The sequence below is a fragment of the Streptococcus parasanguinis genome, assembly GCF_001074805.1.
Taxonomy (GTDB): domain Bacteria; phylum Bacillota; class Bacilli; order Lactobacillales; family Streptococcaceae; genus Streptococcus; species Streptococcus parasanguinis_A.
On record NZ_JUPI01000064.1, the window covers coordinates 1 to 21,614 of the forward strand.

Sequence of the window (21,614 nt, forward strand, 5' to 3'; positions counted from 1 at the left end):
GGAGGTGGGACGACGAAATCGAATTCTAACGAATTACCGATTTCTGTCCCACTCTCTTTTTTGTTGTCATTTTTCCCAGAAAAGGGATGTCTGATCAAGCATTAATAATCCAGAGCATCTGAATGACCTTTTCCGTTTCCTACGAAATAACCAGTCTTGGCATTGATACTAAAGAGATAGGTTCCATCTGGTTTGAAGAGATTGTAATAGCCATTACCGTTAATGATATTGACACGCTCTAAAATGTATTGATTGCCAGTGATATGTCCACGTTTACGAGCAATATTCAATACTTTTTCAAGGATCCCATCACCAAATACCCAAGCCGGGTTATTGACATCATTGATAGCTGCTTGGTTATATGGCACACGGCTCAAGTTCCGTTGAAGTGGGACACCATCGCTTGGAAGACCGTACCCTGAATAGCCTGGGTTTGCCGTTCCTGCACTACCTGTAGCAGCATTGACAGCTGGGGCCGTAGGCGTTGCTGATTGAGCTGGGGCTGGAGTTGCATTAGAAGTATCTGTACCACCTGTCCCTGTCACTGGTGCCGGTGTCGCAACTTGTTGTGAACGTCCTTGAGCAACTGCCTCATTCAATAAGCTATCTAATTTTTCATTGCCTGTCTTTGTTTCTGCAAAGGTCGCATCACTTTTCGCTTTGGCAGTTGCATCAAGAACTCCATCTTTGATGACTGGAGAACTAAATTGAGAATTCACTTTTTGAATGGCAGAAACTTGCTTCACAAGGTCTTCATATTTTGTTTTAGCCGCATTATAATCACTGCTTCCTTCTAATTTGTCCAGCAGTTTCTTCAGATTTTCCAAGTCTCCGAATTTATCATTTTTAAGAGCACTTTTTGATTCATCTACAAAAAAGGCATCGTAGGCTTTGGTAAACTCTTCCAATTTTTGAGCCTGTGTTTCACTGCTACTTGATTTAGAAGTAGAAGATGACTTGCTAGATGAAGACGATACAACAGTTGTACCACCAGATTTTCCACGACTGTGCATCCAGTTATAGGTCACAAAAATGGCCGAACCGACAATCGCAAGACCTAATGCAGAGTATAGAACCGCTTTGATTCGTTTACCCGCATTGCTTGGTGTTTCCTCAGGAAGTTCCTCAGCTTCTACAATTGGTTCAGTTGGTGTGGGACCAAATTTAATCTTAGCAGGTAATTCAGTTGAGATAGCATCCATTTCAGGCCTTTGTTCCAAGACCGTTTCCGTCACTTCCGGCGCCTCCACTGCTTCAGCTACTTCAGCAACTGTTTCTGTAGCTGCCAACTCTTCAGCTTTAGCCAATTCTTCTTTGGCCAAAATTTTTGTATCGTATTTTTCAGCTTCAATTTCTGCTCGGTGTTGTTTGATGTATTTGTCTAAGACATTATCACCTTCAGTGACACCTGCCTCGATTTCTTCTGCTTTTCGATTGGCCTGCCCAATCGTCATCTCTTTAGCATCTTCAAACTCTAAAATTGATTCTGTTTCTTGCTCTAATGGCTTTTTATCCTTCTCTGTCATAAAAATCCTTTCTATGCCTTAATCTGCCGTTTTACTCGTTCCCCAAAATATTGGTAGAGATCAACTTTTAGGGTTCCGTTATAAAGTTTTCGTTTTTTATCTGCTTTACTACCGAATTTAGATTCAAAACCTTCATCACTGGTTAAGATAAATTTACTCCAGGTTTTGAGAGGTGCAAATACGTGCCCCATTTCAGTATACAATTTCGTCACACCTTCATCATCGGATAAGCGTTCTCCATATGGAGGGTTGGAGATAATCACCCCGTTGATCTTATCTGAGTGAAGATCTTGGACTCGCATCTGTTTGAAAGTAATGTCACTGCTAACGCCCGCTTTCTGGGCATTTTCTTTGGCAATCTCAACCATCCGTGCATCGATATCGGTTCCCATAATATCCAATTCGATCTCGCGATTGATTTTTCTGCTTGCTTCTTGACGGACTTCATGAATCAAGCGATCATCCATCCAGTTCCATTCTTCAAAAGAAAAGGTCCGACGTAAACCAGGTGCCATATTTCTCGCAATCATCGCTGCCTCAATACAAAACGTTCCAGAACCACATGTCGGGTCAATCAAGGGTTTATCTGGATACCAGTTTGACAGCAGAAGAATTGCTGCTGCCATATTTTCCTTAATAGGGGCTCCCCCTTTTTCAGTCCGATAACCACGTTTGAAGAGGCTACTACCAGTGGTGTCAATCAAGACAGTGGCTTGGTCTTTAAGGATCGATACTTCGATCTTGAACTCTGCCCCATTTTCCATGAGAGGAACACCTTCTGGTCGGGCATAGTGTTTTTGTAACTTTTTAACCACTGCTTTTTTCGAAATGGCCTGAACGCTAGGTTCATTATGAAGCTTTGATTTGACACATTTAGCCTTAGAAATAGGAAAACGTGCTCCTAAAGGCAAATAGTTTTCCCAATCCAAAGCAAAGACACCTTGAAAGAGTTCTTCGAAGGTTTTGGCTGGAAAAGTCCCAACCACAATTTTCACACGATCAGCCGCGCGCAACCAGAGGTTGGTTTCTATGATTGCTCGACGGTCTCCTTGAAATCGAACCCGTCCATTTTCAACCTGGCAATCGTAACCGAGATCGCGTAGTTCTCGACCAACAACAGCCTCTAAGCCAGCAGCGACCGTTGCAATCAATTCAAATTGTTTTTTCATCTTATTCCTATCACTTTAAAAAAGGAGGTTGAGATCTCTCTCCACCTCATCAACCTATATGCAATTTTCTATAAGCCATGTTTTGTTCCAGAAATGACTAGGTACCATTTCCTTCGATAATCATCTGTCTACTGTTTCCAGTCAGAATGCTATGTTCGTTTCCACGCATTCCATGCCCCGACCAAAGTTTGGGTTGCTAGCTTGAGGGGTTTACCGCGTTCCACTTTTTAGGTTTCCCTAAAAACTACGTCACTGTGGCACTTTCAGAGCTACTAGAGCATATCCTTAGACTTAGCTCCTTCACTCGCCGTAACTTGAATACCAAGTCCCTAGGCTTATGGATTCACCTAGCACAAACACTACAGGCATCACAGCCTGTGCTAGCATGGACTTTCCTCATGAGAGCATTCTCTCACGCGATTATCCAAAAATTGCACGATCTATGGAATTAATAATCGCGATCTACGATCTGTTTCCCAAAAACTTCTTTTTCCAAACGATTAAGACGTTTGAGAATATCAAAGTTCGTCGCTGTTGTCACTTGCGGGAATTCTTGCGTAGCAGTGCTAGCAATCGGAGATGTTTGTGGTGTTTCCTGTGCTTTTTGGGCAAGTTCTTCACGAAGGCGGGCGTTTTCTTCACGCAATTCCTTCACCAAAGCAGCATAGGTTTCATAGTCTTTTATGACATCATCCAAAAATTCATTTACTTCATCTTTATTATAACCACGAACTTCTCGTTTGAAATCTTGATCAAAAATATCTTTCGCAGTAAAAATAATACTCGCCATTACTCTCTCCAATCTAGTTCATCATCTCAATTATATAAAAAAATGGTAAGAAAAATCAAGGTATAACACTTAGTTTTCGTAAAAATTTTCAGCAAGTTCATTTAAGTCATCAAAACTTAATTGTTTGACATAAAATGGTTCTTTTTCTACCATCATTTTGTAAAGATATTTTAAATTGGTTTCATTTTCTGGATCATAAAAAACATAAGCTCCATCCGCGTTATCTATCAAAAACTGATTGTATTCTTTTAGTTGACCCGGATTGCTATAGTGGGGATAGGCATATTTCACGAAATCCACTTGTTTGAAGCGTGCTAATAATTCCTGATTGCTTTCATTCCAATTTTCGCCAACATTCTCAAATAGGAAGATCGTCGCCATTTGAAAATCGTAATCTTTTTTTAATGCAAAGGCGACCTCTAGTACCCAAGCCTCAAATCCCAAATTACCAGAAAAGACTAGCCATTTCACTCCTTCTTCAAATAAACGACGAAGATCTCTTTCAATGGCTTTTTTGATAATGGTCAGTCGAGGGTCTTTATTGGAAAAGACTCCCACATCAAAACTCTTATAACCTGCAACAAGTATGGTATTCATTTTTTCCTCATTATTCTAATTTATGATATAATAGAGTGATGTAATTGTACCAATAAGGAGAACTATGGTCAACTATCCACATAAAGTAGCCAAAAAAACCTTGGTCTCTACACAAAGGAAACATCCAGTCGACTTTGCGAATCGTGGGATGACATTTGAAAAAATGATCAATGAAAGCAATCAATACTATCTTTCTCGAGGTCTAGCAGTCATCCATAAAAAACCAACACCGATTCAAATCGTGAAAGTGGATTATCCACGTCGCAGTCGGGCAAAGATTGTTGAAGCCTATTTCAGGCAAGCCTCAACGACGGACTATTCTGGAGTATACAAGGGACGCTATATCGATTTTGAAGCGAAGGAAACACAGCAAAAGCAATCCATGCCGATGAAAAATTTTCATCAACATCAAATCGATCATATGGAGGCAGTTGTTCAGCAAGGCGGTATCTGTTTCGTTCTCTTGCATTTTGCAAAGTTGAGTGAAACCTACTTACTTCCTGCTCCTGCATTAATTCACTATTACAACATCGATCATGGTAATAAATCCATGCCCCTCTCCTATATTCAGGAGCACGGCTTTCTAGTAGATAAGAATCGTCTTCCAAGCGTTCCTTATCTTGATATTATCGAACAGAAACTTCTAGGCGGTATTTAAATGAATAAACAAACAGTCATTCAATGGTTGAAATATGTTGCCATCGCAGCCATTTCATTTTTCTTACTTTTATTTGTCCTCGGTGGACTGATATTTAGTTACTATGCTATGAAAGCACCAACCTTGTCTGAAAAAGATTTGGTTGCAACAACATCTAGTAAGATCTATGACAACCAAAATAACTTGATCGCGGATTTGGGAGCTGAGAAACGAATCAATGTCACAGCCAATGAAATCCCTACTGATTTGGTCAATGCTATCGTTGCGATTGAAGACCACCGTTTCTTCAATCACCGTGGGGTCGACATCATTCGGATCGGCGGTTCCTTCCTTCACAACTTACGAGGAGGAAGTCAAGGTGGGTCAACCTTGACGCAACAATTGATCAAGTTAACCTATTTCTCCACTTCAGCCTCTGACCGTACCCTCTCTCGTAAGATCCAAGAAGCTTGGTTAGCAACCCAACTAGAAAAGAAAGCAACCAAACAAGAAATCTTGACCTATTACGTCAATAAAGTATTTATGGCGAATGGGAACTACGGAATGCAGACAGCTGCGAAAAGTTATTACGGAAAAGATCTAAAAGATCTTTCGCTCCCTCAATTGGCACTCCTTGCGGGGATGCCCCAAGCACCAAACCAATACGATCCATACTCCCATCCTGAAGCAGCGCAACAGCGCCGAAACTTAGTATTAAAAGAAATGCTCGATATGAAGACCATTTCTAACAAACAATACGAAGCAGCGGTCAATACACCTGTTACAGATGGTCTGCAAAGTCTCAGTTCTTCAAGCAGTTACCCAGCCTATATGGATAATTACCTAAAAGAAGTGATCGAGCAAGTCGAAGAAGAAACGGGCTACAATTTGTTGACAACCGGAATGGATGTCTATACAAACGTGGATACAGAAGCTCAAAAGAAACTATGGGATATCTACAATACAGATGAATATGTCAATTACCCGGATGATGAAATGCAAGTAGCTTCTACCGTTATTGATGTCAATACTGGTAAAGTCATTGCTCAGCTGGGTTCTCGTCACCAATCCAGCAATGTTTCCTTTGGTACAAACCAAGCGGTTGAAACGAACCGTGACTGGGGTTCAACAATGAAACCAATCACAGATTACGCACCAGCTCTTGAACATGAGGAATATACCTCTACAGCAGCTACTACAACAGATGCGCCATACAACTTCCCTCATTCATCAACGCCTGTCTACAACTGGGACCGTTCATACTATGGTAGCATGTCCATTACCTACGCAATTCAACAATCTCGTAACGTGCCTGCGGTGAAGGCCCTGGAAAAAGTTGGTCTTAAACAAGCTAAGAAATTCCTCAATGGATTAGGGATCGATTACCCAGAAATGGTTTACGCCAACGCTATCTCGAGTAACACTAGCGATTCTAGCAACAAATACGGAGCCAGCAGTGAGAAAATGGCAGCTGCCTATGCTGCTTTTGCCAATGGCGGTACCTATTACAAACCATCCTATGTTAGTCGGGTTGTCTTTAGTGATGGCACAACCAAGGAATTTGAGTCCGAAGGAACTCGTGCAATGAAAGCAACAACTGCCTACATGATGACAGATATGATGAAGACAGTTCTCTTGTCTGGTACCGGTACAAATGCTGCCATTTCGGGAATCTACCAAGCTGGTAAGACAGGTACATCAAACTATGCTGATAACGAAATCGGTAAATTGACAAAAAATGCTTATTCAAATATTGTAACACCGGATGAATTGTTTGTAGGCTACACTCCTGAATATGCCATGGCAGTATGGACAGGTTATTCCAATCGCTTTACACCAGTATTGGATAATGGAATACAGGTCGCAACGGATGTCTACCGTCAAATGATGCTCTATCTTGCTAATAATAATAACTCTGGTCATACGGATTGGACGCAACCAAGTGGACTGTATCGAAGTGGTTCTTATCTCTACTTAAACAATGGTAAGAACAACTACAATAACTACTACTATGAGCCAAGTTATTCCACTGATCAGTATTCGTATGAAGAACCATCGTCTAGCTCTTCGAACGAAGAAAATCAATCTAAACCATCTGAGCCTTCTTCGCAAGACTCTAACAATCATAACGAATAATAGAATGGAGAAGTCGGGCTTTTGCCCGGCTTTTTTTAAAACAATGGTTAAAAAACCAGAACGAATAAAATCTGATTTATTTAGTTAGACTTCCCAGCTTTTTTATTTTTGAGTATATAAAAAAAAAAGAGCCTTTCGGCTCTTATTAGAATGTAGACAAACTATTTTAAAGCAAAATAAGTTAAGTGATTCTGCAAAAAACAAAATTGAGTTCCAATATTTAAATCGATTTAAGAAAATACTGAAACTTTCCGCTGTGAGAAAAGTGCTTGAAACGTTATTGTTTCAGGCACTCGGAATTATTGAGACCTTAGACTCAATAATTAGTCATGGAACTTTAAAGAAGTTCGCTGACGTCCGTACTCACCTAAGGAAAGTTTTTAAGATATTTTGTCTTCAATCTGAAAAGAGCCTTTCGGCTCTTTTCTATATCATTATTTTGCTAAAGCTCCCATTGGATCCCACGGTGCTAGGACAATTGGTTCTGCTTCATAGGCTGCTAATTCGTCTGCTGTTAGGAATTCTTTACGAACCACGATTTGATAGGTATATTCATCCATCCAAGCATCAGAAGCCACAAAGTAACCATCTGTACCGACCTTGTCTCCCCATGAATTTTCAACCTTCCATTTACGAGGCTGACCTGCTTCGTCTAAATCAACCCCTGTCAAGACCATAGCGTGTGTCATGAGACTTTCTGCATAGTCCAAGCGACCCGCCTTGTCTTGTGTCAAATGAATGTCCATGCCTGCTTCAAAATCGTAGACATCTGTTGCCAGGATTCCGGCTTTACGGTTGCTGACTTGGCCTACATCTGAACCAAACCAGACAGTTTCTCCTGCTTTCATTTGAGCAATAGCTAATTCTTTCAATCGATCCATTGGAACATTTAGGTAGCGGACTGGACGGCTACCAACCACATTGCCCAGCATATCTACGGTGTAAGATTTTCCATATGGCTTATCTGTAGTTGGGGCATTGATAATGGAGACGTAATCGTCTAATTGAAGGTCTACATATTTTTTGTAGAAGCTTTGTGGAGTTAAGCCACTTTCGGTATGGAATTGGTTGTCCTTATCACGGTATGAAAAGTCAAATTCACGCGGAGGCAATCCTAAAGACATAGCCAAGAAGTTAAAGATTTCTTGCAACAACGCTTGTTTCTTGCTCGCAACTGCCTCACTATCTGCGCCTGAGTGAATCAAGTCACGCAAGATTTGCGCATCTTGACGCAAGAGTTTATTGAGGTAGGTGTTCAATTCCCGGCTATTACTTGAAGAAATCGATTCCGGATAAACTGATTTTGGAACCACTCCGTATTTCTCAAAGAGGGATACCACCATATCCCATTGACCACCATCTTGTTGTGGGGTTTGTAGGAGAAAAGCCACCTTACGGCTGGTCAATTCTTGATCTGCTGTAGCAATCACTTGCTCCAAAAACCAGTTTGATTTTTCATACTTATCCCAAAAGAAAGTATGTGCTTGAGACAATTCAAAATCCTCCAATTGGAAGCTTGAAATCATCTTGTGACGGAAGGTATTTAAAGCCGCAAACATCCAACAACGTCCAGATGCTTTTTGGTTTGTCACCTTATCCTTGGTCAAATCAAGTGAAAAAACTGGTGTATTTTCTACTGCACTCTTGCGCGTTTCAAGCGATGCATGGATCCCATTGTGGGTAACAGCATTTTCAAGAGCCGCATATTTCACATTTGCTTCATAATTAGCATAGAGCTGGTCTGTAAATTCTTTCGTTAATTCTGACATAGCAATCTCCTTTTTTCATTATTTACTATTATAATCCTTTGAGCAGAATCTTCAAGTAAAAATCACCCTATAGAGAGGGATTCTGTTTAGAATAGATGATTTTATCCCCGCAATATCCTTTGCGTTGAATGGCATGAGGGATGGTTTCTACATACTGCATTCCTGCCTTTTCCATGACTTTCCCTGAAGCAGGATTTAAACTGACATAAGTGGCTTTGATTTCTTTAAATCCGACTTTGTTCAATAAGAAATCCAAAACAGCTATGACGGCTTCTGTCATGAATCCCCGCCCCCAGAATTTCTTGCCAAGGATATAACCTAGCTCGCATGATTGACTTTCCTGGTCTTGAGAAACCACACTAATATCTCCAATTACCTGATCCAGTGATGTTTTCAAACAAAGCGCCCATTTATAAGTATCTGGTTTACGATACTGTTCGATCCATCTTTTGATCGATTCTCTGGTTCTCTCAGTAGATGCATGGGCATCCCAAGTGACATATTTCAGGGTTTCAGGATCCGAAGCCCAATTTTCAAACATCGCTGGTGCATCTTCCAAAACGAAAGGCCTCAAGTATAAATGCTCTGTCTCTATGACAAGACTTCCAAGATGATTCATAGATTGTCTCCCTTCATTTTTTCATGCAACTTGAACGTTGCAAGTTGGTTACTTTAATCTAGAAGAAAAGGACGGATGAAATCGCCCTTCTTTTTGATGCTTTTCACAATATTGTATGGTGAGAAGACTACGAAATCGAACTCTACGAATTACCGCTTTCTGTCTAGTATTAATAGAAAAATTCTATTTGTCTCCACCTCATCCATGAGCTTTTCAATGATACATTGACTCAGTAGCTGGCTGATTTGAACGGAGCTCTTTGAGCACCTTTCAAATCTAGACAGCCTTGCGGGGGTGAGACTACGAAATCGAACTCTACGAGTTACCGATTTCTACCTCGTTCTCCTATTTTAAGACTCGGGCTAAAAAGGTCCACTGGACCTTTTTACTCCCAAAAATGATCAAATACTGTGATTGGCAAGTGGCGTTTGTGTTGGCCTTTATACCACCATTTTTCAATAGTGGCTTGAGCTTCTGGGTTCACTTGTTTGCCTTCTAGGTAATCATCGATTTCATTATAGGTGACACCCAGCGCTACTTCATCTGCTATTCCTGGTTTTTCTTCTTCCAAATCTGCTGTTGGGATTTTCTCATAAAGAACAGGATCGGCTCCTAAGGCCTTAAGCAATTGTTTTCCTTGGCGTTTATTCAAACGGAAAAGGGGCAAAATATCTGCACCACCATCTCCAAACTTTGTAAAGAAGCCAGTAATATTTTCTGCAGCATGATCCGTCCCAATCACCGCTCCGCTACGTGCTCCAGCTAGAGCATATTGAGCAATCATACGACTGCGAGCCTTAATATTGCCTTTGTTAAAATCAGAAACCTCTGTTCCAGTCGCCTCTACTGCTCGTACCATTTCGTCAGCAGACTCCTTGATATTCACAACCAGGCTAACATCCGGCTGGATAAAGGCCAAAGCTTTTTGTGCATCTGCTTCATCTGCCTGTACCCCATAAGGAAGACGAACGGCAATAAATTGATAGGAGGCATCTCCTGTTTCTGCGCGCATTTCTTCCATGGCTAATTGAGCTAATCGTCCAGCAAGCGTTGAATCTTGTCCTCCTGAGATCCCTAATACAAATGTTTTCAAGAAGGGATGTTTTTTTAGATATCTTTTTAAGAAATCAACCGAGCGGCGAATCTCTTCCTGAGGATCAATAATTGGCTTGACACCCAATTGTTGGATAATCTCTTCTTGCAAACTCATTTTGCTTCTCCTTCTCCATTGGCCTTGTTACGCATTTCCTCGATCAGATCCATCTTATCCTGCCAAATATCTTTGGCCAAGTCAACTGGGTAATGCTGTGGATTGAGGACGCGCTTGTATTCATCCCATAATTGATCGTAATTTTTACGAGCATATTCTTGAATTTCTGATAATGTTGGCAGTTGATAAACCAATTGACCCTCTTTAAAAATATCCACTAAAAGAGGAATCGCCTCAAAGTTTCGGACTGTTTTATTAATGTAGGTATAAGTTGGATGGAACATTTTAAGTTCTGTCAGTTGTGAAACATCTACTCCATCGTAAGTGATGTAGTCCCCTTCTGACTTACCTTTTTCACGGCTGGTAATCCGCCAGACTTGCTTTTTACCTGGTGTAGAAACTTTCTCTGCATTATTGGAAAGCTTGATGGTATTGATCATCTCTCCTGCTTCGTTTTCAACAGAGACAATTTTGTATACCGCTCCAAGCGCTGGTTGATCGTAAGCTGTAATTAACTTGGTTCCTACACCCCAAACATCAATTTTTGCTTTTTGCATTTTTAAGTTGAGGATAGTATTTTCATCCAAGTCATTAGAAGCGTAGATTTTAGCATTTGTAAACCCAGCCTCATCTAATTGCTGGCGAACCTTTTTAGAAATATAGGCAATATCTCCTGAGTCAATCCGGACGCCTAGGAAATTGATCTTATCTCCCATTTCACGCGCTACCTGAATAGCTGCTGGTACCCCAATACGAAGCGTATCATAGGTATCGACGAGGAAGACACAATCTTTATGGGTTTCCGCATAAGCTTTAAAGGCTTGATAGTCATTCCCATATACTTGTACAAGAGAATGGGCATGGGTTCCTAAAACTGGTATTCCAAAGAGTTTTCCTGCACGAACATTACTAGTTCCATTGGCCCCTCCGATGACTGCTGCACGAGTTCCCCAAATGGCAGCATCCATTTCTTGCGCACGACGTGTTCCAAATTCCATCAAAGGCTCATCTTCAATGACCGAACGAATGCGTGCAGCTTTTGTGGCAATCAAGGTTTGAAAGTTGACGATATTCAAAAGGGCTGTTTCCACCAATTGACACTGAGCCAAAGGACCTTCTACCTGAACAATTGGTTCATTCGCAAAGACTAAGTCTCCTTCTTGAGCCGATCGTACCGTCAATTCCAACTTGAGATTAAGGAGATATTCCAAGAAGGCCCCATGATAACCAAGTGACTCTAAATAGGCAATATCGCTCTCAGAAAAACTCAAGTTTTCCAAGTATTTCACAATTCTCTCTAAGCCAGCAAATACAGCGTAACCGTTTTTAAAAGGCTGTTTACGAAAATAGACTTCAAATACAGCATGTTTATTGTGGATACCTTGATCAAAATAGACCTGCATCATGTTGATTTGGTATAAATCAGTATGCAACGTTAAACTGTCATCTGGATACATATGAATACCTCTTTTTTTAGATTTGTTCTATGAATTCCTACCATAAAATTAGTACCATTATAGCACATTTCAGCCCCATTGAATACTGAAAGGAAAGCACAAAAAAAATCTGAGACACAAACCTCAGATTTTTAAAAGATTAAAAGTTTTCTGTGATATATTTATAAACTTCTTGGCCAGCAATCGCACCGTCTCCGACGGCTGTCGTCACTTGACGCAAATCTTTTTGACGAACATCGCCAACCGCAAAAATACCTGGGACTGTGGTTCTCATATGATCATCCGTGACCACCCAGCCATTTTCATCTAAAATACCAAGTTCTGTCGCAAAATCACTGACAGGATCTAAACCGACATAGATAAAGACACCACCGAAGGCTTGCTCTCTAACCTCTCCTGTCTTCACATCTTTTAAAAGGACAGACGTTACTTTTTGTTCACCCTTAATTTCTTCAACAACCGTATTCCAAGCAAAGTGAATTTTATCATTGGCAAAGGCACGATCTTGAAGAACTTTTTGGGCACGCAACTGATCACGACGATGGGCAATGGTCACTGTTTTTGCAAACTGAGTCAAAAAGACAGCTTCTTCTACCGCAGAATCACCTCCACCAACGACCAAGAGATCCTCGTCTCTAAAGAAAGCACCATCACAAACAGCACAGTAGGAAACCCCTCTACTATTTAGCTCCTCTTCACCAGGGACATTCAATGAACGATGGTTAGACCCTGTTGCAATCACCACGGTTTTAGCTTCAAATTCCCCATCATCTGTGACAATCTTTTTGGTTGCTCCGAGGTCTTCGATACGCTCTACCTGACCAAACAAATGTTCCACGCCAAGATTTTCTAAAGGCTCAAACATTTTTTCAGCCAAGTCTGGGCCACTAATATTCGCATAGCCAGGATAGTTTTCAATGTCAGACGTATTGTTCATTTGACCGCCTGGAATTCCTCTCTCAATCAATGCGACTTTTAAATTGCTTCGTGCTGCATAAAGGGCAGCAGTCATCCCTGCAGGGCCTGCTCCAATAATCACTGTATCAAACATACTAAACCTCTTTCTGTTTTGTTGTAACCATTATAATTCTAACACGGTCTTTTTGCAATTATCGTGCTTGAAAGATAAACAAAATCCCTATGACCGCAAAGGTTAAAATAGGAATCGTCATGATATCAATTAAAAGGATATCATACAAATGGGCTTGTCGTTGCTTGGCTGTTTTATCTTTCTTCTTAAGGGCACGGTAGCCAATCCAAATACAAGAAGCGATCCCAACTAAAATCGTTGTCGTCACTAAACTTTGTAAATATAAGGACAATAATTTATTTAACATCACGACTCCAAATATTTTTACATTTTCAGAAAACAAACCCAGCTAGCATCGCCAGCTGAGTCTTACCTCTCCTCTATTATATCAAACATAGGTCCGTTTGTAACTAGCAAAGAATTCTTTTGTCCGTTCTTCTTTTGGATGTTGCATGATTTCCTCTGGTGTTCCAGATTCAATAATCCGTCCTTTATCCAAAAATAGGACCTTATCTGCTACTTGCGCTACAAAAGACATATCATGGCTGACCAGTACCATGGTTTGTCCCGATTTTGCCGCATTGGCAATGGATTTTTCAACTTCTCCAACCAATTCTGGATCCAAGGCCGAAGTCGGTTCATCCAGCAAAAGAACCTCTGGTTTCATGGCCAAGGCACGAGCCAAAGCAACCCGTTGTTTTTGTCCACCTGAGAGGTGACGAGGATAGTGATTTTCACGATCCGATAAACCGACTTTTGCCAGTTCTTCTCGAGCAATTTTCGTTGCTTCTTGATCGGATAAGCCCTTCACAACAATGAGCCCTTCTTTCACATTTTCAAGAGCTGTTTTTCTACCAAACAAATTAAACTGTTGGAAAACCATGGCCAATTTTCTTCTTAAGGTCAAGATTTGATCTTGGGTAATGTGCTCAAAATCAACCTCGAAATCATCAATCTTAATTCTACCACTGTCTGGAGCTTCCAAATAGTTTAAACTGCGTAAGAAGGTTGATTTACCAGCTCCCGAAGACCCGATTAGGGCCACGACTTCCCCTTTTTGAATTTCCAAACTGAGATTATTTAAAACCTTTTGACCTGAAAATGTCTTTGATAATTCTGAAATATAAATCATTAGATACGGACCTCCTGATCTGGTAAATCAATTGCTACGGGAGTCTCAATATCCAGGCGACGTTCAATGTGACGGCCTAGTATTTCAATGAGAATGTTCACAATCCAGTAAACAATCGATACTGTGATAAAGCGTTCAAAGTACTTCAAATCGCTCCCACCAATAATCCGTGCTTGGGCAAAAATTTCAACCACACTGGCACTAAAGGCTAGCGAAGTCCCCTTGGTCAATCCGATGAGAGAGTTGATTAAAGTAGGAGTTGCAACGACTGCTGCATTGGGAATAATAATCCGGCGATAAACTTGACGGTTGGTCATCCCAAGACTACGCGCTGCCTCAATTTCACCAGGATCCACTGATAAAATGGCTGCCCGGATGGTCTCACTCGCATAAGCCGCCTCATTAAAGGCAAGAGCAACAATTGCAAACAGCTCAGCCGGAATGGCATTAATATTAAAAGCTGTTCCATAAGACTGATTGATCGCTTTTAAAATAAGAGGAATCCCATAATAGGTCAACATCAACTGAACCAACAAAGGAGTCCCCCGTAAAAAACTGACAAAAACAGCTTGAATCGGGTAAAGAATTCGTACACGATTAATTTTGACCAGAGCAAAAATCATGGCAAAAATAATCCCAAAAAATGCGCCTCCTAGGGCTAATAAAATCGTCACAGGCAATTTTCCTATGACAGCCGGAAATGCATCCAATACGGCTCTCAAACTAAACAGCTTGCTATCTGGAACGTGTTTTAAAAAGTCAGCATACCAGTTGGCAGTTAAAAGATTAGTTGTAAACATTTTTGTTACTTCCTTTCTCGAACATAAACATTCTATCACATTCACTATCGGAATTCCAAAAATTGCTACAGAAATAGAAAAATGATAGACTACTCAAATTTAGTCTATCATAATTTTAGACAAGTTCCTAATAGTTTTTCTTTATGGAGTTCATAAAGAAAATCTATGTTTTCTTCTGAACATTTGAAAGAAGGGGTTAGAAAGTTTGACGTTTGGCCTTTCGTTCGGCCCGACCACGCGCACGGTTTTCAGCTCGCTTAGCTTTTCTCCGCTTTTCATCAACTGCCCATTTAATTTTTTTCTTGTAGCCTGGTTTGATTTTTTTCTTTTTCTTCTTCACCAGACCAATCATTTCGATGTCGAGTTTCTCTTGCTTTTTCTCACGATTGGCCCGTCTATCCCGATCATAAGTATCTTCAATAACCCCATTTTTCAACACTTTCGGTACGAAACGAATGCCCATTTTTTCTAGTTCACGGATATCTGAATCATCACTCGGTTGATAAAGAGTAATAGCGACACCTGGTAGACCATTGCGCCCTGTCCGACCGACACGGTGGACAAAGAAAGAAAGATCTTGTGGAATAGCATCGTTGATGACATGACTCACCCCTTCGATATCAATTCCACGAGCCGCTAAATCTGTGGCCACAATATACTCAAAATCAAGATTTTTAACCTGATTCATGATCCGTTTCCGTTCACGTGGTGGGATATCTCCGTGAATCTTCGCCACTTTTAATCCCTGAGCCACTAAATAGGCATGGAGATCATCTGCTCTCGTTTTTGTATTGACGAAAATCATGGCCAAATAAGGTTGCAAGGTCTTGGTCAATTGGTAAATTTGCTCATTTTTATCTCGACCCTTGGTCGAAACCAGCCAGTTATCGATGGTATCTGAAATCACCGTCTTGGTCTTAATTTGCTCCATGACTGGATTTGAGAGATATTTTTTCAAGAAAGGCTGCAATTTTTGCGGAATGGTGGCTGAAAAAACTAAAAATTGCAGTTGTTGCGGAAGCCTTGAAGCAATCTTATCCACGGTAGACAAGAATCCCATGTCCAGTGTCATATCTGCCTCGTCTACCACAAAAGTATGGGCCTTATGAATAGCCAGATCACCAGATGCAACCAGGTCATAAATTCGGCCTGGAGTTCCAATCACGATATGTGGTTGTTTGACCTGGAGTTTTTCAATCTGACGGCTTTTATCCGTTCCTCCAACATAATTCACAATCCGAATCTCTTTTTCAGAATGACTAGCGATTTGACGAGCAGCTTGGTAAATTTGCGTCGCCAACTCCCGACTAGGCGCCGTGATGACCGCTTCAACTTGCTCACTGTCTTCATTTAATGTTTGAAAAATCGGTAAGAGGAAAGTATGGGTTTTCCCCGAACCAGTCTTTGACTCTCCTACCAAATCATTTCCAGCTAGGACAATCGGAATTAGTTTTTCCTGTACTTCTGTTGCTTCTCTAAAATTGATTTCTTTCAGTGCCTCTTGAATATAGGGCTTAAAATTAAACTCTGTAAATTTCATTTTCTCAGTTCCTTTCATGATCTCTATTATTATATCAGAAAAGCTGTCTTCTTGCCTCTCTTATGGGTCATTTTTCCTAACCAGCGAAGTCTCTCTGAGTCAGCAAAAAAACGATGGGCAAGCCCACCGTCGTTTTATAGGTAGAGAAGGACTAGAGTCACGACACTTGTCACCAAGGCAATGCTCCACATAAAGGCATCCACTTTCCATTCTGACCAGTTTTGCCCATTGCCAGAAAGGCCACCCAGTTCTAAATGATGGTGGAAAGGAGTCATTCGGAAAATCCGACGTCCTTCCCCGTAACGTTTCTTGGTCCATTTGAAATAGGTCACTTGTAGCATCACTGAACCTGTTTCAATGACATAGACCAGACCAATCAAGAGCAGCGTCCACTCGACATGCAAAGCCATTGACAAGGCTGCAAGCATCCCTCCAAGAGCTAGACTACCGACATCTCCCATAAAGATTTTAGCCGGCTTGTGGTTGAAGACAAAGAATCCTAGCAAGGCCCCAATCATACTCAAGGTGACAAAGAGAATGTCCCATTTCCCTTGCATATAGGCAATAAAGGAATAGGCACTCAGGCTAATGGCAACGGAGATGCTGGCTAATCCATCGATCCCATCTGTCAAATTGACAGCATTTGAGAAACCAACCAACCAAAATAAAGCAAAGAGAATGTAGAAATGGCCCAAGTAAAGTTCATATCCGAAAACATTCAAAAGGCTTCCTGCACCGTGGCGTTCAGAAAAAATATAGAAGATGATTCCACCAACAAGTTGAAGGGCCAATTTTTGTTTTGGGTTAAGACCTTCATTAATCTTACGAAAAACTTTTAAAAAGTCATCCAAAAATCCAACAATTCCATAAAGAATCAAGATAAATAGAATCAGTTGAACAGGGCGCGTGAAATTTCCAGTCAATACGGTAACGACAAAACTAACTAGAACGGCTGTAATGAGAAATACAACTCCACCCATTGTCGGAGTGCCAGCTTTCGCTTTGTGTTGTTTCACATCTTCGTGCATTTGTTGCCCAGAAATATGAGCACGATGGTAAAATCGAATAAAGGCTGGAATAGCAACCACTGTTAATAGAAACGATACAAGGATCGTAGCAATATACATCTTAGTCTCCTAATGTTAACGTAATCTTTTTAGTTTTATTGAGTGAGGTGTTCATTTTGACACTTTGTTTAGTTACTTTCTTTCCACTACCTTTATAGGTAATCTCAATTCCAGTCCATTCTCCAAAGATGTCCGCATTTTTCTTTGTCCAACCATACATATCTGGAACCGCATCAAAGTCTTCTGTCAATAACAATACTTGCTGATTGGCTTTGACTTTAGAGCCTACATCCACAGACATTTTGCGGATATTTTTCCCGGTTCCTAGGACAATTGGTTGCACCAAATTGCGACGCAATTCTTCTGAATAAGCACCTGGGCTCAAATTTTGTTTCAGATTCAACTCCTTAGAGAGAGTTTCTACTGAAGGGATTTTGTAGGTCGTTTCTTTGGTCACACCATCCAACGTTGGTGCTTCTGATGTTAGATGCAATTCGTCTTTTAAAGCAACTGCATCTTCCAAAATAGGATTGACCAGCTCTTCCCAGCTGGTCGCTGAGAATTTCACTTCTGGTTGTTGGACCGTCACATACATGATGAATTCAGGATCTTCTGCAGGTGTCATGGCTACAACCGAGTTGATATAATCATTTTCTCCTTGTAAGTATCCTTGATCTGTCGCCATTTGGGCAGTCCCTGATTTCACCGCAACGTTTTGACCTGGTACCTGAATGATGGGTCCATCGCTGTACAAGGTTCCATACTCTGGATCTGTTCCGACGGTGATCATATAGTTCCGTGTCTGTTGCGCAGCTGATCCTGAAACTGGTTTTCCAACAACTTCTTTTTTTGATTTGCGGGCTGTGTCTGATTTTTTATCGTAAATAGCACTAATAAACTTCGGCTCCAACATTTGCCCATCATTAGCGATGGCGCTAAAGGCCCGTAACATTTGGGTTTGACTGACGGAAATCCCTTGACCAAAGGCAGATTGTGCCTGACTGACATAGTTATCCCCTGGAAGACCACCGTAAGCTTCATTTCCCATTCCAAAACGGGTCGGAAGACCAAATTTAAAGCGGGTTAGGTAGTCCATCCAGACAGCATTTCCCATCTTTTGCTCTAAGCGAGTCATCCCCACGTTACTTGAGTATGCAAAGCCCTGTGCGATATTCATATAGCGACCTTCAGACACCCCCATATTGACATCCCAGTCACGGATCGTCGCATCTTTTACTTGTAGTTCGTTACTGTAGTATACCTCATTATAGGCTGGGAAGGTTCCATGATCAATCGCCGAAGCTAATAACATGACCTTCATCGTTGAACCCGGTTCATATTGATCTTGATAAAGGATGGTATTCCAGGTTTTCAAGTTTTTCAGATCCAGCCCTTGTTTGGTATCCGCATTATAGGAAGGACGTTGCGTTGTCGCAAGAATTTCTCCTGTTTTTGCACTCACAAGAGTCGCACTAACATACTTTCCTTTTACTTTTTCTTGGAAAACATCCATTCGCGTCTCAAGGTAGGTTTGTAATTCTGCTGAAATGGTCGTATAGACATCTTTTCCATCTTCTGTTTTGACAGAAACCTTATCTGAACCAGGAACGATATTCCCGTTTCGGTCTTTGTCATAGGTGATAACCCCATTTTGACCAGCGAGAATACGATCGAGGGATTTCTCCATCCCTGATTGCCCCTTCAGGGTTTTATTCCCCTCTTTATCTTCTTGAAGAGAGGCCTGACCTATAAATTGAGAGGCAAAAACCCCATTTTTATAGCTCCGATTTGGACTAGTTGTAAAGGCAACCCCTTCAATCTTCGCCGCTTCCATGGCCTCACGGATGGCCGTCATATTGCTATAAGTTATGCCGTTTCCGTTCGAGCCAAAAGAAACTTGTTTCAATTTCTTTTGCGACAACTGTTGAATGACGTAATCCTCATCCATCCCTAAGTACTGCTTAAAGATTTCTGCTACTTTTTTAAATTGGCTCTCTTCTACATAGAGGATTTTCCCGGTTGCTGATTTGTACTTTTTATCAATAATGGCATAAACATTATAGGTCGTCGCATCTTCAGCAATTACTGCTCCATTTCGATCATAGATCGTTCCACGTTTTGCAGGAACAATGACCGTCTGCTCATGGACTTTTTTGGCTTGATCCGATAAGGTCACACCAAATTTTTTGTCAGTCCCAATGATCATTGCAAAATTAATCAGAAAGAGAAAAAAGAGGAAAATCGCCAGTACACTGAGATTTTTCCCAACTTGTTTTCGATTCTGATCCGGCAAGCGACGTTTCTTTATCGAATACCCGATCAAAAATTTTTTGAATTTATTCATCACTACTTGCACTCACTGTTTTTCGATTTTCTTTTTGCAGCTTCATTCCTTGGGAGCTAGCCAACTGTGATAAGCGGTCATAACGTGTTAATTCATTGACCTCTTGACGAACATCTGCCAATTCCGTCTTCTTGGCTTCTAGTTCCGTATTCAAATCAGTCAATTCACTTTGAACTTGTAAAATCCGTGTCTGCATAAAGACGATACTAATGGCTAAAATAACAGCTGTTAGGACAATCGACCCATAAAAAGCCTTTTCTACTCTAGAGAAACGGCGAAAGCGGTCTTGCAGTAGCTGTGTTCTTGTTCTCTCATCTCTTGCTGCCATATCAATTCCTCTTACTTGTGTATTTTTCGAGCAACCCGTAGTTTTGCTGAATGGGATCGATTATTATCCTCAAGCTCTTCTTCACTTGGTAAAATAGGTTTCCGGTTGACCAACTCCATCTTTGGTTTCAAATCATCTGGAATAAAGGGAAGTCCCTTTGGAACCTCAACCGTCGAAGCTTCTTTAAACAATTGTTTGGTCAATCGATCCTCTAACGAATGAAAGGTAATCACAGAAATACGACCATCGAGGGCCAACAAATCCATGGCTTGCTGAATCGATTCATCTGCAGCTCCCAGTTCATCATTGACTTCGATACGAATGGCTTGGAAAATCTGTTTAGCAGGATGGCCCTTTTTCTTGAGCTCCTTAGCTGGTTTAGCAGATTTAATAATCTCTGCTAATTCAGTCGTTGTTTCAATCGGTTTAATTGCTCGTGCTTGCTCAATTTTCCGCGCAATTTGCTTGGAAAATTTGTCCTCTCCATATTTGAAAAAAATACGGACTAGATCATGGTAATCGTAGCTATTTACAACCTCATAGGCTGTCAAGGAAGCTTCTTGATTCATCCGCATGTCTAACGGCGCATCTTTCTTATAAGAAAATCCGCGTTCCCGTTCATCTAACTGAGGACTAGAGACACCTAGGTCATAACAGATCCCATCAATTTCAGTCACACCCAATTCGTTTAGACGTTCCTTCAAATGACGAAAGTTATCCTTAATGAAGGTCACCATGCCTTTCTCAATGAAAGGTGCCAATCGAATCTTAGCATTCTCAATCGCATGCTGATCTTGGTCAAAGGCATAAAGATGGCCCGATTCATTTAATTTTGTTAACAAATATTCGCTGTGGCCTGCCCCACCCAATGTGGCGTCTACATAGATCCCATCTGGCTTAACATCCAGCATATCGATCGTTTCATGAAGCAAAACCGTTACATGATGAAATTCTTTACTCATATCTTTACTATTTTACCACAAATGGGACCAAGATGCACTCCTAAAAGAAAATTCACTAACTAACCCTATCGGACCTTTTCAGATCCTACAAAATACCTAGAAAGGCTTGATTTTATTTGTTTCCTCTAGGATTTATGATACAATACTCTTATGAAAATAAGAAAACAGATTCTCATCCCACTTTTATTGGTCGATGCTATCGCTCTCTACTTTTTTCTAACCACTATTGAGGCTTGGATTTTTTGGCTTGCTGCCCTGATCCTAGTCGGCTCACTTTGGTGGCTCAAAAAAGCCATTCAAGGACAAAAAACAGAGATGGAAGAAAAATAATTTCTTCCATCTCTGTTTTTCTTTTAATCACTCCAAGAAATTTCTTAAATGAAGTAACCGAGCTCTGAAATAGTAAAGAGAGTGGGACAGAAATCGGTAATTCGTTATAATTCGATTTCGTCGTCCCACCTCCGCACAGTTGAGTAGGGCTGTAAAAGCTGATGAAATCAG

General features: G+C 40.9%; 20 protein-coding genes and 1 other RNA gene. 3 read left to right on the plus strand and 18 right to left on the minus strand.

Annotation, left to right across the window (positions count from 1 at the left end; translation table 11 throughout):
• Positions 1 to 101: 101 nt before the first annotated feature.
• From ADI76_RS04480 to ADI76_RS04495, 5 genes are all read right to left on the minus strand, one after another.
• Complete coding sequence (locus tag ADI76_RS04480) at positions 102 to 1,526, minus strand: cell division site-positioning protein MapZ family protein (RefSeq protein WP_049506788.1); 1,425 nt, start codon at positions 1,524 to 1,526, stop codon at positions 102 to 104.
• Positions 1,527 to 1,537: 11 nt separating this feature from the next.
• On the minus strand, positions 1,538 to 2,695 hold the full coding sequence (locus tag ADI76_RS04485) for a THUMP domain-containing class I SAM-dependent RNA methyltransferase (RefSeq protein ID WP_049514919.1): 1,158 nt from the start codon (positions 2,693 to 2,695) through the stop codon (positions 1,538 to 1,540).
• A gap of 66 nt (positions 2,696 to 2,761) precedes the next feature.
• An RNA gene (gene rnpB / locus ADI76_RS10755) (RNase P RNA component class B) lies at positions 2,762 to 3,127 on the minus strand.
• Between the two features lie 16 nt (positions 3,128 to 3,143).
• A complete protein-coding gene (gene gpsB, locus ADI76_RS04490) occupies positions 3,144 to 3,485 on the minus strand; it encodes a cell division regulator GpsB (RefSeq protein ID WP_003010351.1) in 342 nt (113 codons plus the stop codon).
• A gap of 69 nt (positions 3,486 to 3,554) precedes the next feature.
• A complete protein-coding gene (locus tag ADI76_RS04495; protein WP_023920293.1) occupies positions 3,555 to 4,082 on the minus strand; it encodes a DUF1273 domain-containing protein in 528 nt (175 codons plus the stop codon).
• Positions 4,083 to 4,146: 64 nt separating this feature from the next.
• On the opposite strand from ADI76_RS04495, the gene recU reads away from it, so the two are divergent.
• Entirely contained in the window at positions 4,147 to 4,740 is a 594-nt protein-coding gene (gene recU / locus ADI76_RS04500; protein ID WP_049514920.1) for a Holliday junction resolvase RecU, read from the plus strand.
• Entirely contained in the window at positions 4,741 to 6,855 is a 2,115-nt protein-coding gene (gene pbp1a, locus ADI76_RS04505; RefSeq protein ID WP_021154545.1) for a penicillin-binding protein PBP1A, read from the plus strand.
• 434 nt (positions 6,856 to 7,289) lie between these two features.
• Here pbp1a and pepC read toward each other — a convergent pair whose 3' ends face one another.
• The 13 genes from pepC to rsmH form a co-directional block, all read right to left on the minus strand.
• Positions 7,290 to 8,624: an aminopeptidase C gene (gene pepC, locus ADI76_RS04510; RefSeq protein WP_009732326.1), complete on the minus strand. Its 1,335-nt coding sequence runs from the start codon at positions 8,622 to 8,624 to the stop codon at positions 7,290 to 7,292.
• A 67-nt stretch (positions 8,625 to 8,691) separates the two neighbouring features.
• Complete coding sequence (locus ADI76_RS04515) at positions 8,692 to 9,243, minus strand: GNAT family N-acetyltransferase (protein WP_031575284.1); 552 nt, start codon at positions 9,241 to 9,243, stop codon at positions 8,692 to 8,694.
• Positions 9,244 to 9,628: 385 nt separating this feature from the next.
• Positions 9,629 to 10,453 carry an ammonia-dependent NAD(+) synthetase gene (gene nadE, locus ADI76_RS04520; RefSeq protein WP_049514921.1) on the minus strand — a complete coding sequence of 275 codons (825 nt, stop codon included), beginning with the start codon at positions 10,451 to 10,453 and terminating at the stop codon, positions 9,629 to 9,631.
• Positions 10,450 to 11,910: a nicotinate phosphoribosyltransferase gene (locus tag ADI76_RS04525; protein ID WP_049514922.1), complete on the minus strand. Its 1,461-nt coding sequence runs from the start codon at positions 11,908 to 11,910 to the stop codon at positions 10,450 to 10,452. The genes nadE and ADI76_RS04525 overlap by 4 nt, the downstream gene beginning before the upstream one ends.
• Before the next feature lie 139 nt (positions 11,911 to 12,049).
• Positions 12,050 to 12,961, minus strand: coding sequence for a thioredoxin-disulfide reductase (gene trxB, locus ADI76_RS04530; RefSeq protein WP_049514923.1), 912 nt, complete (start codon positions 12,959 to 12,961; stop codon positions 12,050 to 12,052).
• A gap of 58 nt (positions 12,962 to 13,019) precedes the next feature.
• Positions 13,020 to 13,247 (minus strand): DUF4059 family protein, encoded by a 228-nt coding sequence (locus ADI76_RS04535; protein ID WP_003003995.1) that lies wholly within the window; start codon positions 13,245 to 13,247, stop codon positions 13,020 to 13,022.
• A gap of 81 nt (positions 13,248 to 13,328) precedes the next feature.
• Positions 13,329 to 14,072, minus strand: coding sequence for an amino acid ABC transporter ATP-binding protein (locus ADI76_RS04540; protein WP_003003991.1), 744 nt, complete (start codon positions 14,070 to 14,072; stop codon positions 13,329 to 13,331).
• Entirely contained in the window at positions 14,072 to 14,872 is an 801-nt protein-coding gene (locus ADI76_RS04545) for an amino acid ABC transporter permease (protein ID WP_049498839.1), read from the minus strand. The genes ADI76_RS04540 and ADI76_RS04545 overlap by 1 nt, the downstream gene beginning before the upstream one ends.
• A 196-nt stretch (positions 14,873 to 15,068) precedes the next feature.
• A complete protein-coding gene (locus ADI76_RS04550; RefSeq protein ID WP_049514924.1) occupies positions 15,069 to 16,412 on the minus strand; it encodes a DEAD/DEAH box helicase in 1,344 nt (447 codons plus the stop codon).
• Between the two features lie 134 nt (positions 16,413 to 16,546).
• Complete coding sequence (gene mraY, locus ADI76_RS04555) at positions 16,547 to 17,539, minus strand: phospho-N-acetylmuramoyl-pentapeptide-transferase (RefSeq protein ID WP_049514925.1); 993 nt, start codon at positions 17,537 to 17,539, stop codon at positions 16,547 to 16,549.
• A gap of 1 nt (position 17,540) precedes the next feature.
• A complete protein-coding gene (gene pbp2X / locus ADI76_RS04560) occupies positions 17,541 to 19,823 on the minus strand; it encodes a penicillin-binding protein PBP2X (protein ID WP_049514926.1) in 2,283 nt (760 codons plus the stop codon).
• The gene (ftsL, locus tag ADI76_RS04565; RefSeq protein WP_003014937.1) at positions 19,816 to 20,151 is read right to left on the minus strand and encodes a cell division protein FtsL; all 336 of its coding nucleotides are present in this window, start codon (positions 20,149 to 20,151) and stop codon (positions 19,816 to 19,818) included. The genes pbp2X and ftsL overlap by 8 nt, the downstream gene beginning before the upstream one ends.
• An 11-nt stretch (positions 20,152 to 20,162) precedes the next feature.
• On the minus strand, positions 20,163 to 21,113 hold the full coding sequence (rsmH, locus tag ADI76_RS04570; protein WP_049490974.1) for a 16S rRNA (cytosine(1402)-N(4))-methyltransferase RsmH: 951 nt from the start codon (positions 21,111 to 21,113) through the stop codon (positions 20,163 to 20,165).
• A 150-nt stretch (positions 21,114 to 21,263) separates the two neighbouring features.
• Between rsmH and ADI76_RS04575 the strand changes: the two genes are divergently transcribed.
• Positions 21,264 to 21,443, plus strand: a complete 180-nt coding sequence (locus ADI76_RS04575; RefSeq protein ID WP_003014929.1) for a hypothetical protein — start codon at positions 21,264 to 21,266, stop codon at positions 21,441 to 21,443.
• The last annotated feature ends 171 nt before the right edge of the window (positions 21,444 to 21,614 follow it).

Excerpts from the sequence above, each read along its gene's own strand:
- ADI76_RS04480 (WP_049506788.1), bottom strand. The coding sequence starts at position 1,526 with ATGACAGAGAAGGATAAAAAGCCATTAGAGCAAGAAACAGAATCAATT.
- ADI76_RS04485 (WP_049514919.1), bottom strand. The coding sequence starts at position 2,695 with ATGAAAAAACAATTTGAATTGATTGCAACGGTCGCTGCTGGCTTAGAG.
- gpsB (WP_003010351.1), bottom strand. The coding sequence starts at position 3,485 with ATGGCGAGTATTATTTTTACTGCGAAAGATATTTTTGATCAAGATTTC.
- ADI76_RS04495 (WP_023920293.1), bottom strand. The coding sequence starts at position 4,082 with ATGAATACCATACTTGTTGCAGGTTATAAGAGTTTTGATGTGGGAGTC.
- recU (WP_049514920.1), top strand. The coding sequence starts at position 4,147 with ATGGTCAACTATCCACATAAAGTAGCCAAAAAAACCTTGGTCTCTACA.
- pbp1a (WP_021154545.1), top strand. The coding sequence starts at position 4,741 with ATGAATAAACAAACAGTCATTCAATGGTTGAAATATGTTGCCATCGCA.
- pepC (WP_009732326.1), bottom strand. The coding sequence starts at position 8,624 with ATGTCAGAATTAACGAAAGAATTTACAGACCAGCTCTATGCTAATTAT.
- ADI76_RS04515 (WP_031575284.1), bottom strand. The coding sequence starts at position 9,243 with ATGAATCATCTTGGAAGTCTTGTCATAGAGACAGAGCATTTATACTTG.
- nadE (WP_049514921.1), bottom strand. The coding sequence starts at position 10,453 with ATGAGTTTGCAAGAAGAGATTATCCAACAATTGGGTGTCAAGCCAATT.
- ADI76_RS04525 (WP_049514922.1), bottom strand. The coding sequence starts at position 11,910 with ATGTATCCAGATGACAGTTTAACGTTGCATACTGATTTATACCAAATC.
- trxB (WP_049514923.1), bottom strand. The coding sequence starts at position 12,961 with ATGTTTGATACAGTGATTATTGGAGCAGGCCCTGCAGGGATGACTGCT.
- ADI76_RS04535 (WP_003003995.1), bottom strand. The coding sequence starts at position 13,247 with ATGTTAAATAAATTATTGTCCTTATATTTACAAAGTTTAGTGACGACA.
- ADI76_RS04540 (WP_003003991.1), bottom strand. The coding sequence starts at position 14,072 with ATGATTTATATTTCAGAATTATCAAAGACATTTTCAGGTCAAAAGGTT.
- ADI76_RS04545 (WP_049498839.1), bottom strand. The coding sequence starts at position 14,872 with ATGTTTACAACTAATCTTTTAACTGCCAACTGGTATGCTGACTTTTTA.
- ADI76_RS04550 (WP_049514924.1), bottom strand. The coding sequence starts at position 16,412 with ATGAAATTTACAGAGTTTAATTTTAAGCCCTATATTCAAGAGGCACTG.
- mraY (WP_049514925.1), bottom strand. The coding sequence starts at position 17,539 with ATGTATATTGCTACGATCCTTGTATCGTTTCTATTAACAGTGGTTGCT.
- pbp2X (WP_049514926.1), bottom strand. The coding sequence starts at position 19,823 with ATGAATAAATTCAAAAAATTTTTGATCGGGTATTCGATAAAGAAACGT.
- ftsL (WP_003014937.1), bottom strand. The coding sequence starts at position 20,151 with ATGGCAGCAAGAGATGAGAGAACAAGAACACAGCTACTGCAAGACCGC.
- rsmH (WP_049490974.1), bottom strand. The coding sequence starts at position 21,113 with ATGAGTAAAGAATTTCATCATGTAACGGTTTTGCTTCATGAAACGATC.
- ADI76_RS04575 (WP_003014929.1), top strand. The coding sequence starts at position 21,264 with ATGAAAATAAGAAAACAGATTCTCATCCCACTTTTATTGGTCGATGCT.